This is a genomic window from Sideroxydans sp. (assembly GCF_054604835.1).
Map to the genome: position 1 here is coordinate 145,964 of NZ_JBTSFG010000004.1, position 13,810 is coordinate 159,773.

The window sequence follows — 13,810 nt, forward strand, 5'->3', positions numbered from 1 at the left end:
ACCTACCAGGGAGAAAAGGCGGGAGAATGCTTCTGCAAGGCCGGCTTCATCAGCAGGTCTTCCTTGATGACGTGATCGATCAGCCAATTGCGCAGGAAGTCAGCAAAGCCTTTGGTCAGTTCCGGCGACCAGGTCTGTTCTGCAGTCACAAAATCCGATTCCATCTTTGCCAGTTTTTCCATCAGCGACTGATGCGACTGCTGCAAGCCCGGGGTCTGCTTATAACCCACCGCGATGGCGATCTTCTCTTCGCGGTCGAAATGCAGCATCGAGTAATCATGCAGGCGCTTCAGCTCCGCTTTCAATGCGGACATATCCTTCTTCGTCAGGCAAACCTCGACCCTGTTGATGATCTCGATCAGGTATTTGTGATCTTCGTCGATGATGTTATTGCCGACACTCAGTTGTTCACGCCACGCTATCGCCATTGCACTGCCCCTTTATTTAATTTTTGCATCCCCACTGCGGCTGACGCATGCTACCAGTACGCGACCGAATTTACAGCGCGTAAACAAACTTTAACAAGCGGCGCCAGCTGCGCGCATTCTCCCCGGATTGGGGTGGTCGCATGGTGTTGAAGCGCACCGCCACCTCCTGCTCCAACGCAGACAACGGCTGCTGCACCGCCTGCAGTTTCTCCAGCACATTCACATCCGCCTCCGAAGCATCATGACGGCGCTGGCGCAGACGTTCGCGCAATGTCTCCGCATCCGCATCCAGCGTTGCAATGATGAACGGCGATGCGGTTTCACACGCCAGTGCGCGAAACTGCTCGCGTTCCTCATGCTGCAGGAATGCCGCATCCACCACCACCGTATGGCCCGCCCGCAACAAGTTGCGCGCCAGCGCCAGCAGTCTGGCATAGGTCTGTGCCGTAGCCTGCCGGCTGTAGATATCCACATTCAATTTGCGACTGCCTTCCAGCGCCGACAAGCCGAACGATCTTTTGCGCTCAACATCGGAACGGATACGCACCGCGCCAATCTGTTCCAGCACGTATTGCGCAAAGGTGGTCTTGCCGGAACCGGGCAGACCATGCGTGATGATCAGGGCCGGCTGTCGTTCAACCAGACATCGCTGCGCCAACAGCAGATGTGCCCTGCATGTTTGCAGAGCACTTGCTCGGTCACTGCCCGCCGACTGGCTGGCACGGATGGCTGCCACCTTGGCGCGCACTGCCGCGCGGTAAGCCAGATAGAATCGCAGCACACCCACGCCGGCATAGTCACCGCTCGCCTCCAGATAGGCGTTCAGGAACCGCCATGCCAGATCCACTCGCTCGTGATGCAGCAGATCCATCATGGTGAAGGCGACCTCGTCCATCACATCTATCCAGCGCAATGCCGGTGAGAACTCGATGCAATCGAACGGCACGGGCACTTCATCGATGAGCGCGATGTTGCCCAGATGCATGTCGCCGTGGCATTCGCGCACGCGGCCCGCACTTCGTCGTTCTTCGAACAGTACCGCACGACCTTTCCACTCGCGCAGCGTCGCCTGCTGCAGCGCTTCAACTAGCTGCAGATCGTCCGAATCCTTCAGCAGTGTGCGCAACTGCTCGAAGTTCTGCAGCGCGGCTGCGAGAATGGTCTTGGCGTTCCCATATTCTGTTGCCTCAGTCACCGTCGCGGCCCGCTCATGGAAACGCGCAACTGCGCCTGCCAGCGCATCGATGTGTGCAGGCACCACCCGGCCCTGCCGCAGGCACGCATCCATCAGCGCATCATCAGGAAAGCGGCGCATCTTCACTGCGTATTCGATGGCGGGCTGCACACCCAACTGCGGCGCATCCGCGCTGCCGCCTATGCTCACCACGTCGAGATAAAGCTCGGGCGCGGTGCGCCGGTTGAGACGCAGCTCCTCTTCGCAGAAATGTTTTCTGGCAGACAGATCGAGATAATCGAGAAAACCAAGATCGATAGCTTTCTTGATCTTGTATGCGTGATCTCCGATCAGCAGCACCCATGAGATATGCGTCTCGATCACCTGCGCCGCATGCGCACTTTGCAGTGCGCGGATCAAACCATGCTGTGAGGCGAGTGTGGACATGCCCTAGTCGAAATCGCCCCAGGCGCTCTTGCGCGACGGGCGTTCGCCTTCCACCATGCGCGCGATCTCGCGCCGGTCACGCTTGGTCGGGCGGCCTTTCAATTCCGACTGCGGCAACAACTTGTTCTGCTCTGCCTGTACCGCGCGGCGTTTCTTGCTCTCGTCCGTTTCGCGATACAACTTCTGCGCGACCGGCGCCGGACCGCGCTTGCCGGACAGTTCCAGTATCTCGATCTCGTGCTGGTAGGGGCCGAGGCGGATCACCAGCACATCGCCCACACCGACCGTCTTGGCCTGCTTGATACGCGCGCCATTCATGGTCACCTTGCCGCTCTCGACAGCATCGGCGGCGATGCTGCGCGTCTTGAAGAAGCGCGCGGCCCACAGCCATTTATCGACGCGGAGTTTTTCTGACGGTTCGTTCATTTTGTTCGTCTGGAAATTCGTTTCTGTGAAGATATGTAAAGTCTGCGCGACTGCGGAACCACCGTTCCATAATGGCATCCGACGCCACGGATTGTGGGCGAGTCGGGGTGATGCGTCAAACTGGCAATGACCCGTACGGTTTATACAAATCGACATATATCCTCTATAGAATCCCGTTCGTATCCGGCCGCTTCGGCCGACCCATTGAAAGGTGGATGTGAAAGCGCAGCTCCGCATACTGATGTTGTTGGTTCCGCTGGCCGGTTGTGCCGTGGGGCCGGACTACGTCAGGCAAGATCCCGCCGCACCCACGAACTGGAGCGTCACTGCCGGGACGCGCCTCTCGCAACAACAGGAAGACATCTCGCACTGGTGGCTGCGCCTGAACGACCCCGTGCTGAACGAGCTGATCGCCACCGCGCTGCGCAACAGCCCGGACATGCGCAGTGCACGCGCCAAGCTGCTGGCATCGCGCGCGCGCCTCAACCTCTCCGACGCCGACTTCATGCCCCGCCTGAACGGCGCACTGGGCGGCAGCCGCAGCAAGGTGGGCGATGCCTCGCCCGCCAATCAGTTCAACGCCGGTTTCGATGCGAGCTGGGAGATCGATCTTTTCGGCGGCTTGCGCCGCGCATCCGAAGCGGCGGAAGCCGATGCCGGTACGACACTGGCGAACCTTTACAACACACAGGTCACCCTCGCCGCCGAAGTGGCGCTCAACTATGTGCAGTTACGCAGCCTGCAGCAGCGCCTCGCCATCGCGCGCAACAATCTGGCGGCGCAGCGCGAGACACTGAAGATCACCGAATGGCGCGCGCAGGCCGGACTGGTGACGTCGATGGAAGTGGAGCAAGCGAACAGCAATCTGCAACAGACATTGGCCGGCATCCCCACCCTGTCCACCAATCTGAACAAGACCGAGAATCGATTGGCCGTATTGTTGGGACAGTTCCCCACTACGCTGCATGAAAAGCTGGCTGCGCCTGCGGCCTTGCCGCCCCTGCCCGACGAGATCGCGCTCAGCATCCCCGCCGACACACTGCGCCAGCGCCCCGATGTGCAGGCTGCGGAAAGACACGTGGCGGCCGAGACCGCGCGCATCGGACAAGAGTCGGCGGCGCGCTATCCCTCGCTCTCGCTCAGCGGCAGTCTGGGCTGGAAGGCGCTCACCGTCGGCGGCTTGGGCGACAGCGCCAACCTGACGCGCTCGCTCTCCACCAGTCTGGCACAGACCCTCTTCGACGGCGGCAGACTGAGCAGCCGCGTCGAAGCGCAGAATGCGGTGCAGCAGCAGGCGCTGATCGCCTATGAGCAGACCGTGCTGCTCGCGCTGGAAGAAGTGGAGAACGCGCTGACCAGCTACGCCAACAGCCACGAACGCCGCGCCGCCTTGCAGAACGCTTCGACCTCGGCACGCAATGCCGCGCTGATGGCGCGCCAGCGCTACGAAGGCGGCCTGATCGATTTCCAGAGCGTGCTCGATACCGACCGCACCCTGCTTTCCAGCGAGGACAGTCTGGCCAGCGCCGAGTTCGATGAGCGCGCCGCGTTGATCGCTCTTTACAAAGCGATGGGCGGCGGCTGGAACGAAGATTCCGCCCAGCCCGTTGCGCAAACAAATAACAACGAAGGTTCACAACCATGAACGACTCCTCCAAAGCCAGCCAGAACCTGTTACTCGCCATCACCCGCACGTCGGGCAATAGCAAACGCAATCGCGTGTTATTGATTGCGCTGATCGCGGTCGCCGCTCTGCTGATCGGCTGGATGGTGTGGCCGAAGTCGAACGGTTCGAGCAACGGCAGTTACCTCACCGAACAAGCAGCACTGGGCGATCTGTCGGTGACGGTATCGGCCACCGGCAATCTGTATCCCACCAACCAGGTGGATGTCGGAAGCGAGTTGTCCGGCATAGTGGAGAGCGTGCTGGTGGACGAGAACGACCGTGTCAAACGCGGGCAGGTGCTGGTACGGCTCGATATGTCCAAACTGAACGATCAAGTGGTCAAGTCGCAGGCCGCCGTACTGTCCGCCCAAGCGCAGGTGGCGCAGATGCAAGCCACGGTAAAGGAATCCCGCGCCACGCTGGCCCGCTTGCGTCAGGTCGCCGAACTGACCGGCGGCAAAGTACCGTCGCGCAGCGAACTGGAGGCGGCGGAAGCGGCGGTGACCCGCGCCGAAGCGAACGAAGCCAATGCGCGTGCCGCTGCGGCACAAGCCTCCGCCAGCCTGCGTTCAGACCAGACCAACCTGTCCAAAGCCACCATCCGCTCACCCATCGACGGCATCGTGCTGACGCGCAAGATCGAACCGGGGCAGACCGTGGCCGCCTCGTTGCAAGCACCGGTGCTGTTCACCATCGCGGAAGACCTCGCGCGCATGCAGTTGCAGGTGGATGTGGACGAGGCGGACGTGAGCCAGGTGAAGAACGGGCAGTCCGCCTACTTCATGGTCGATGCATGGCCGGGCCGCAAATATCCGGCCGAGATCGCGCGCGTCGGCTTCGGCGCACAGACCACCGACGGAGTGGTGACCTACAAGACGCTGCTCAACGTATCGAACGCCGACTTGAGCCTGCGCCCCGGCATGACCGCCACTGCCGAGATCTCCACCGCGGATCTGCACGAGGTCTTGCTGGTGCCGAACGCCGCATTGCGCTTCACACCGGTGACCAAAACCGCATCCTCCGGCGGCTTCGTCGCCAGTCTGATGCCGCGCCGTCCGCAGCAACCCAAGCAGGCAACAGAGAGCGCCTCGGCTGGCAGCACCGCACGCACCCTGTGGGTATTGCAGGACAACAAGGCTACGCCGGTCGAAGTCACCATCGGCCTCACCGACGGACGCCGCACGCAGATCGTCAGCGGCGCCCTGCAAGCAGATGCGCGCGTCATCATCGGCATGCAGAAGTCGGCAAAATGAATGATGCAGCAATCACCGTCGAACCCGATGTGCTGATCCAGCTGGCCGGCATCACCAAGACCTACGGCCGCGGACAGGCCGAGTTCCAGGCATTGCGCGGCGTCGACCTGTCCATCCGTCAGGGCGAGTTCGTCGCCATCATGGGACCCAGCGGTTCCGGCAAGTCCACCGCGATGAACATCCTCGGCTGTCTCGACACGCCGACCTCGGGTGCCTATCTGTTCGACGGCGTGCATGTGGAGCACCTGTCGCGCGACCAGCGCGCGCTGCTGCGCCGCAACTATCTTGGTTTCGTGTTCCAGGGTTTCAATCTGCTGGCGCGCACCACAGCGCAGGAGAACGTTGAGCTGCCGCTGCTCTATCGCGGCGAGAATGCCGAAGCGCGGCATGAGATAGGTATGGCTGCACTGCGCTCGGTCGGCTTGGCCGAGTGGGCACATCACACATCCTCAGAGCTCTCCGGTGGCCAGCAGCAGCGCGTCGCCATCGCGCGCGCCATCGTCACCAATCCCAAAGTGCTGCTGGCCGACGAGCCAACCGGCAACCTCGATTCCAAACGCGGCCACGAGATCATGGAGCTGCTGGTCAGCATGAACCGCGACCACGGCATCACCATCCTGATGGTAACGCATGAACCCGACATCGCCGCCTACGCCAAACGCATCGTACATTTCGTCGACGGACAGATCGCGCATGACAACGAGAATGGAGCAGCAGCATGATGGGCTGGACCACATTGCTGCTGGCCTTGCGCGAGATCCGGCGCAACCTGATGCGCTCCTTCCTCACTGTGCTGGGCATCGTCATCGGCGTGGCGGCCGTGGTCACCATGGTGACGCTGGGCAACGGCGCGACGCAGTCGGTCTCCGACCAGATCTCCAGCCTCGGCAGCAACCTGCTCATGCTGCGCCCCGGCCAGCGTATGGGGCACAGCAGCTCCGGCGCACCTAATTTCAAAGCCGAGGACGCAGAAGCGATCAAGGCTCAGGTCGGCTCGCTCAAAGCGGTCGCGCCCACCGTCAGCCGCACCAGCGTGGTGGTGGTCGGCACCAAGAACTGGGCGACCTCCATCACCGGCAGCACCAGCGACTATTTCACCGCAGGCAACTGGACGCTGGAAGAGGGGCGTTTGTTCAGCGCCACCGAGGAGCGCGCGGGCAAGGCCGTGTGCATCATCGGCGCGACCGTGCGCAAGGAACTGTTCGAGGCGCACAGCCCGGTGGGCGACCTGATGCGCATCAAACAGTTCTCCTGCGAGGTGATCGGCGTATTGGCAGCAAAAGGACAGAGCGCGATGGGGCGCGACCAGGACGACACGGTGATCATGCCGTTGCGCACCGTGCAGCGTCGCCTGACCGGCAAGCAGGACGTGAACACCATCCTCATCTCGATGCAAGACGGCGCCTCGACCGAACAAGTGACGAATCAACTCACCGTGCTGATGCGCGAACGGCGCAAGCTGTCCGACAACGAGGAAGATAACTTCAGCATCCGTGACACCAAAGAGATCGCGCAGACCCTGTCCGGCGCCATAGGCACCATGACCGCATTGCTCGGCGCAGTCGCCGCGGTGAGCCTGCTGGTGGGCGGCATCGGCATCATGAACATCATGCTGGTGTCGGTGACCGAGCGCACGCGCGAGATCGGCATCCGCCTCGCCATCGGTGCACTGGAGAAAGAAGTGTTGATGCAGTTCCTCACCGAAGCGGTGGTGTTGTCCGCGTTCGGCGGACTAGTGGGATTGCTGCTGGCGGCCATCGCCTGTTACGGGCTGGCTTCCATGCTGTCGCTGCCCTTCCTGTTCAGCCCCAGCATCAACCTGCTCGCCTTCGGCTTCTCCGCCGCCATCGGGGTGATCTTCGGTTATGTTCCGGCAAGACGTGCGGCGCAGCTGGACCCTATCGAGGCATTGCGCCACGAGTAGTATCAGGCGGATTTGCGCTGCACCTTCTCCTCGTACATCTGCCGGTCTGCCATCTTGGGGCGAATAGAGAAAACGGAAAAAATCGTACGTTAAGGTTTTCCGGGCAGCCTTAGCGGCCGAAACTTCCCGTCCTCCAGCCTGCGGCTCTGCCGCCAGACATAATCGCCGGTCAGGTTGATGTGCTCCCACCCCAGCGGCGACAGGTATTGCAGCAGCTCGCTATCCACCGACTTCCCCGCTTCGCTCATCGCCTGGGTGGCGCGTTCCAAGTACACCGTGTTCCACAGCACGATGGCGGCCGTCACCAGGTTGAGACCGCTGGCCCGGTAGCGCTGCTGCTCGAAGCTCCGATCCCTGATTTCGCCGAGGCGGTTGAAGAACACCGCCCTGGCCAGGGAGTTGCGCGCCTCGCCCTTGTTCAGTCCGGCATGCACGCGGCGACGTAGCTCTACGCTTTGCAGCCAGTCGAGGATGAACAGTGTGCGCTCAATCCGGCCCAGTTCGCGCAAGGCCACGGCCAGACCGTTCTGGCGCGGGTAGCTGCCGAGCTTGCGCAGCATCAGCGAGGCAGTGACGGTGCCCTGCTTGATCGAGCTGGCCAGGCGCAGGATGTCGTCCCAGTGGGCGCGGACATGCTTGATGTTCAGGGTGCCGCCAACCATTGGGCGCAATGTCGGGTAGTCCTGGACGCTATTCGGAACATACAGCTTGGTTTCGCCGAGGTCGCGGATGCGCGGTGCGAAGCGGAAGCCCAGCAGGTGCATCAGGGCGAAGACGTGATCGGTGAAGCCAGCCGTGTCGGTGTAGTGCTCCTCAATCCGTAGGTCGGACTCGTGGTACAGCAAGCCGTCAAGCACATAGGTGGAATCGCGCACGCCGACATTCACCACGCGGGTGCTGAACGGTGCGTACTGGTCGGAAATATGGGTGTAGAACAGCCGCCCCGGCTCGCTGCCGTACTTCGGGTTGACGTGCCCGGTGCTTTCACCCCGACCGCCCGCCCGGAAGCGCTGGCCATCGGAAGAAGAGGTCGTTCCGTCGCCCCAGTGAGCGGCGAAGGTATGACGGTACTGGTGGTTGACCAGCTCGGCTAGGGCCGCCGAGTAGGTTTCGTCTCGGATGTGCCAGGCTTGCAGCCAGGATAGCTTGGCGTAGGTCAGGCCGGGGCTCGACTCGGCCATCTTGGTCAGCCCGAGGTTGATCGCATCGCCCAGGATCGCTGACAGCAGCAATGTCCGGTCTTTGGCCTCGGCACCGTCCTTCAGGTGGGTGAAGTGGCGGCTGAAGCCCGTCCAGTCGTCCACGTCCATCAGCAGTTCGGTGATCTTGATGCGCGGCAGCAACTGGCTGGTCTGGTCGATCAGCGCCTGCGCGGTATTGGGCACCGCGGAATCCAGTGGGGTGATCTTCAGCCCCGACTCGGTGAGGATGGCATCGGGCAGCTCGTTGTCCTTGGCCAGGCGGGTGACGGTGGCCAGCTGCTCGTCCAGCAGCTGCAAGCGCTCTTCCAGGTACTGGTTGCTGTTCGGGTTGATCGCCAGGGGCAGAGCCTGCGCATGCTTGAGCGCGGCGAACCTCTCTGCCGGCAGCAGGTAGTCGTCAAAGTCGCGGAACTGCCGCGAGCCCTTGACCCAGATGTCGCCGGATCGCAGCGCGTTCTTCAGCTCGGACAGGGCGCAGATTTCGTAAAAGCGCCGGTCGAGGCCTTCCGGGGTTATCACTAGCGGCTTCCAGCGCGGCTTGATGAAGGCGGTGGGCGCATCGGCCGGCACCTTGCGCAGGTTGTCGGCGTTCATCTCGCGCAGGGCCTGCACGGCCGCCAGCACGCCTTGCGCAGCCGGGGCGGCGCGCAGTTCCAGCACCTCCAACAAGGCCGGCGTATAGCGGCGCAGGGTGGCGAAGTTCTCGCCAACCAGGTGCAGATGGTCGAAGCCCTCCGGCCGGGCCAGCAGCTCGGCCTCGCTGACGCTCTCGGTGAACTCGTCCCAGGGAATCACCGCCTCGATGGCGGCGTAGGGATCGCTGCCGCTTTCCTTGGCCTCCAGCAGGGCCTGGCCGATCTTGGAGTACAGGCGCACCTTGTCGTTGATCGCCTTGCCTTGCTTCTGGAACTGCTGCTGATGCTTGTTCTTGGCGCTGCTAAACAGCTTGACCAGGATGCGGTCGTGCAGATCGACCAGCTCATCAATCACGGTCGCCGTACTCTCCAGCACCACGGCGGCCAGGGTCGCGTAGCGCCGCTGCGGCTCGAACTTACCGAGGTCTTTGGGCGTCATCTGCCCACCCTCGCGGGCCAGCTTGAGCAGGCGGTTCTGGTGGATGTGCCGGCCCAGAGCTTCGGGCAAATCCACCAGCTGAAATGTCTTCAGCCGCTCGATGTGTTCGAGCATGTGCCGGGAATTCAGTTTTAGTGGGGCCTGCCGCAACCAGGTCAACCAGGTGATGCTGCTGCCGGCCTTGAGCTTCAACAGCTCGTCCAGCTTGGCCCGATGCGAGTCCGTGAGTGGTTCGACGAGGGCGCGGTAGACCCGGCGATTGGCCCGCGCAATGGCTTCCGAGCAGGCCCGGTCAATCACGCTCAGCGCCGGCAGGATGCGCCGCTTCTGCCGCAGACTCTCCAGCGCCTGGCCGGCCAGCAGCAAACCCTTATCGGTCTGCTGGGCCAACTCGGTCAGCTCGCGCACCAGGGCGCGGAAGTCGGACAGGCCGAACGGGGCCAGTTGTAGGTAGGTGCGCAGTTCCTGGGCGTGCTCGCGGCGAGTCACGTCGCGTTCGCCGTACTTCGCCCAGCTCGCCGGGTCGGCCTGAACTTGCTTGGCCACCCACTGGATGACCGGCTCGGGCAGCTCACTGTCAGTACCCAGTGCATAGCCGGGGTAGCGCAGCAGGCAGAGCTGCACCGCAAAGCCCAGGCGGTTGGCGTCGCCGCGCCGCTGGCGGATCAGCGACAGGTCGGAGTCGTTGAAGGTGTAGTAGCGGATCAGGTCATCCTGGCTTTCTGGCAGCGCAAGCAAGGTGTCTCGCTCAGTGGCCGAGAGAATCGAGCGACGCGGCATGGTTCAGTCGTCCGTGCGAAGGTACTGGTAGAGGGTTTCACGGCTGATGCCGAACTCGCGGGCGAGCTGAGCCTTCGGCTCGCCCGCAGCGGCCCGCTGCCGCAACGTGATGGCTTGCTCGTCGGAGAGGGCTTTCTTGCGGCCCCGGTAGGCACCGCGCTGCTTGGCCAGGGCGATGCCCTCGCGCTGCCGCTCGCGGATCAGGGCGCGCTCGAACTCGGCAAAGGCACCCATGACCGACAACATGAGGTTGGCCATGGGAGAGTCCTCGCCGGTGAACACCAACCCCTCCTTCAAGAACTCGATGCGTACACCGCGCTTGGTCAGCTTTTGCACCAGACGGCGCAGATCGTCGAGGTTGCGCGCCAGGCGATCCATGCTGTGCACCACCACGGTATCGCCTTCGCGGACGAATCCGAGCATAGCCTCCAGTTGCGGGCGCTGGGTGTCCTTGCCTGAGGCCTTGTCGGTGAACAGCTTGCCGATCTCGACCTGCTCAAGTTGGCGTTCCGGGTTCTGGTCATAACTGCTGACTCGGACGTAACCGATGCGTTGTCCCTGCAAGATGCCTCCATAGGCTGGATGGGCGGTAGGGCTTACGTTGGTTTTTGGTTCCATTGCGCCCGAAGCCTTGAATTTGTCAGGCTGAAATCTATGACCTTGGCAAGCATGTGTCAAAGAATGTGAAAGCGGACTCTATTCTGACGGCGCGGTGCGGCCTTGCCTGACATCCAGTTAGGGTATAGCTCAGGCTGACATCCAAACAGGACGCCCTAGTCCGGGGGTGACTCGCAGAAATTGCCCTCTTCCTGTAGACTGTTGCGGCCATTGAGTTACTAAAGACACCCGATAAGGCCTCATGCTTACTCTGCAAAACATGATCTGGCTGCCTACGCCGCCATAGCGCTTCGCCCCCCGCATCATCTGTGACTGCTTGCTCTGCCAGCGGTCGCTTTCTGCTGTGCCTTCGGTTTTAACACCCTCCACAGCACCCCTACATCCGACAATTTGACCTCGTATCGACCAGCTGCACTTGGCCTGCGCCATGCTGTGCTGCGCGATCCATTGCCTTGGGAATTCTGATGCTCCACTCGTTAAAACAAACCTGGTTATCCAACATCCGTGGCGACATCCTCGCCGGTCTTGTGGTCGCCCTGGCCCTCATCCCTGAAGCCATCGCCTTCTCGATCATTGCCGGTGTCGACCCTAAAGTCGGCCTGTACGCCTCTTTTTGTATCGCCGTGGTCATCGCCTTTGTCGGTGGTCGCCCGGGAATGATCTCGGCCGCAACCGGTGCAATGGCACTGCTGATGGTGACCCTGGTCAAGAACCATGGTCTTGAATATCTGCTGGCCGCCACGCTGCTATGTGGCGTGCTACAAATCGCTGCTGGCTACCTGAAGCTCGGATCGCTGATGCGCTTCGTCTCGCGCTCGGTGGTGACCGGTTTCGTCAATGCACTGGCGATCCTGATTTTCATGGCTCAGCTGCCTGAGCTGACCAATGTCACCTGGCACGTCTACGCCATGACAGCCGCAGGCCTCGGCATCATCTATCTGTTCCCCTATGTCCCCAAGATCGGCAAGCTCATCCCATCGCCGCTGGTGTGCATCATCGTGCTGACCGCCGTCGCCATGTCGGTTGGGCTGGATATCCGCACGGTCGGTGATATGGGTGAACTGCCGGATACGCTACCGATTTTCCTCTGGCCTGACGTGCCGCTGACATTCGAGACGCTGGCCATCATCTTCCCTTATTCGGCAGCACTGGCTGTGGTCGGTCTATTGGAATCGATGATGACCGCGACCATTGTCGACGACCTGACCGACACCTCCAGCGACAAGAACCGCGAGTGCAAGGGCCAGGGCGTGGCCAACATTGCTTCGGGTCTGATCGGCGGTATGGCCGGCTGCGCGATGATTGGTCAGTCGATCATCAACGTGAAATCTGGCGGCGGTTCTCGCCTGTCGTCCCTGGCCGCAGGCGTATTCCTGCTGCTGATGGTGGTGTTCCTCGGCGACTGGCTGAAGCAGATCCCGATGGCTGCACTGGTGGCAGTGATGATCATGGTGTCCATCGGCACCTTCAGTTGGGATTCGCTGCGCAACCTGAAGAAGCACCCGTTGTCGACCAACATTGTCATGGTCGTCACCGTGGTGGTCGTGGTCGCCACCCACAACCTTGCCTTCGGCGTGTTGGCCGGCGTACTGCTGGCCGCGATGTTCTTCGCCAACAAGGTTGGCCATTACATGGCGATCAGCTCTTCGCTGGACGAAGCAGGCGAGCACCGTAGCTATAACGTCACCGGCCAGGTGTTCTTCAGCTCGGCAGACAAGTTCGTCGCGGCCTTTGACTTCAAAGAAGCCCTGAACAAGGTAACCATCGACCTGAACCGTGCTCACTTCTGGGATATCACCGCCGTTGCCGCTTTGGACAAAGTGGTCATCAAATTCCGCCGCGAAGGCACCGAAGTTGAAGTGCTGGGCCTCAACGAAGCAAGCGCCACTATCGTGGATCGCTTCGGTGTTCACGATAAACCCGACGCCATTGATCAACTCATGGGCCACTGAGAAGGAGAAAAACAATGACCCACGTAATTGCCTGTATCGACGGTTCCGCCTCGGCCCCAGCCGTTTGCGACTACGCAGCCTGGGCCAGTCTGAGCCTGGAAGCCCCGCTGACCTTTCTGCATGTGCTGGATCAGCGACAGTACCCGGTTACAACGGATCTGAGTGGCAATATCGGCCTTGGCAGCCGCGAGCACCTACTCGATGAGCTTGCTTCCCTGGATGAACAGCGCGGCAAGTTGGCCCTTGAACAAGGGCGGATCATGCTTGCCGCCGCGAAAGAGCGGGCCATGACGGATGGTGTGGCCGCGCCGGAGTCCAAGCAACGTCATGGCGATCTGCTGGAAAACCTGCAAGAGCTGGAAAGCGAAACGCGCCTATTGGTCATCGGTCGCCAAGGCGAGTCTAGCGGCGGTCTGAGTCAGCATGTCGGAAGCCAGCTGGAGAGCGTGATTCGTATCATGCACCGGCCAATCCTGGTCACCCCGGCCAACTTCCAAAAGCCCGAGAGCGCAATGCTGGCCTTCGATGGCAGCGCTACTACCCGCAAGGGTGTGGAGATGCTGGCGGCCAGCCCCCTGCTGAAGGGGCTGCCGATCCACCTGGTGATGGTTGGGCCAGTGAACGACGAATCGTCCGCGCAGCTGGACTGGGCGCAGAAAGTGCTGCTCAACGTCGGATTCACTGTTCGCGCCGAGACCCTGAACGGCGAGATAGAGCCTACCTTGCACGCCTATCAGAAAGAGCACGGCATCGACCTGCTGGTGATGGGGGCCTACGGTCATTCGCGCATCCGTCAGTTTCTGGTCGGCAGCACCACGACCAGCATGCTGCGCACCACCACTGGCCCACTGTTGCTGCTGCGCTAA

General features: G+C 61.8%; 11 protein-coding genes. 6 read left to right on the forward strand and 5 right to left on the reverse strand.

The window, feature by feature from the left end; translation table 11 throughout:
- Positions 1–2: 2 nt before the first annotated feature.
- The 3 genes from ACYCZ5_RS08175 to ACYCZ5_RS08185 form a co-directional block, all read right to left on the reverse strand.
- Positions 3–428, reverse strand: a complete 426-nt coding sequence (locus ACYCZ5_RS08175) for a bacteriohemerythrin (protein ID WP_461544306.1) — start codon at positions 426–428, stop codon at positions 3–5.
- A gap of 70 nt (positions 429–498) precedes the next feature.
- Entirely contained in the window at positions 499–2,049 is a 1,551-nt protein-coding gene (locus ACYCZ5_RS08180) for a bifunctional aminoglycoside phosphotransferase/ATP-binding protein (protein ID WP_461544307.1), read from the reverse strand.
- 3 nt (positions 2,050–2,052) lie between these two features.
- On the reverse strand, positions 2,053–2,475 hold the full coding sequence (locus ACYCZ5_RS08185) for an RNA-binding S4 domain-containing protein (protein ID WP_461544308.1): 423 nt from the start codon (positions 2,473–2,475) through the stop codon (positions 2,053–2,055).
- Between the two features lie 217 nt (positions 2,476–2,692).
- On the opposite strand from ACYCZ5_RS08185, the gene ACYCZ5_RS08190 reads away from it, so the two are divergent.
- The 4 genes from ACYCZ5_RS08190 to ACYCZ5_RS08205 are packed head-to-tail and all read left to right on the forward strand — an operon-like array spanning position 2,693 to position 7,318.
- The gene (locus tag ACYCZ5_RS08190; RefSeq protein WP_461544309.1) at positions 2,693–4,120 is read left to right on the forward strand and encodes an efflux transporter outer membrane subunit; all 1,428 of its coding nucleotides are present in this window, start codon (positions 2,693–2,695) and stop codon (positions 4,118–4,120) included.
- On the forward strand, positions 4,117–5,394 hold the full coding sequence (locus ACYCZ5_RS08195) for an efflux RND transporter periplasmic adaptor subunit (protein WP_461544310.1): 1,278 nt from the start codon (positions 4,117–4,119) through the stop codon (positions 5,392–5,394). The genes ACYCZ5_RS08190 and ACYCZ5_RS08195 overlap by 4 nt, the downstream gene beginning before the upstream one ends.
- Positions 5,391–6,116: an ABC transporter ATP-binding protein gene (locus ACYCZ5_RS08200; protein WP_461544311.1), complete on the forward strand. Its 726-nt coding sequence runs from the start codon at positions 5,391–5,393 to the stop codon at positions 6,114–6,116. Before ACYCZ5_RS08195 ends, ACYCZ5_RS08200 begins: the two co-directional genes overlap by 4 nt.
- Positions 6,113–7,318, forward strand: coding sequence for an ABC transporter permease (locus ACYCZ5_RS08205; RefSeq protein ID WP_461544312.1), 1,206 nt, complete (start codon positions 6,113–6,115; stop codon positions 7,316–7,318). The genes ACYCZ5_RS08200 and ACYCZ5_RS08205 overlap by 4 nt, the downstream gene beginning before the upstream one ends.
- Before the next feature lie 89 nt (positions 7,319–7,407).
- Here ACYCZ5_RS08205 and ACYCZ5_RS08210 read toward each other — a convergent pair whose 3' ends face one another.
- Both ACYCZ5_RS08210 and ACYCZ5_RS08215 read right to left on the reverse strand, forming a co-directional pair.
- Entirely contained in the window at positions 7,408–10,374 is a 2,967-nt protein-coding gene (locus ACYCZ5_RS08210; protein WP_461544313.1) for a Tn3 family transposase, read from the reverse strand.
- A gap of 3 nt (positions 10,375–10,377) precedes the next feature.
- Positions 10,378–10,938, reverse strand: a complete 561-nt coding sequence (locus tag ACYCZ5_RS08215) for a recombinase family protein (protein ID WP_034064682.1) — start codon at positions 10,936–10,938, stop codon at positions 10,378–10,380.
- Between the two features lie 518 nt (positions 10,939–11,456).
- Between ACYCZ5_RS08215 and ACYCZ5_RS08220 the strand changes: the two genes are divergently transcribed.
- Together ACYCZ5_RS08220 and ACYCZ5_RS08225 are read left to right on the forward strand one after the other, a co-directional pair.
- Entirely contained in the window at positions 11,457–12,944 is a 1,488-nt protein-coding gene (locus tag ACYCZ5_RS08220) for a SulP family inorganic anion transporter (protein ID WP_461544314.1), read from the forward strand.
- A gap of 14 nt (positions 12,945–12,958) precedes the next feature.
- The gene (locus ACYCZ5_RS08225; RefSeq protein WP_054897304.1) at positions 12,959–13,810 is read left to right on the forward strand and encodes a universal stress protein; all 852 of its coding nucleotides are present in this window, start codon (positions 12,959–12,961) and stop codon (positions 13,808–13,810) included.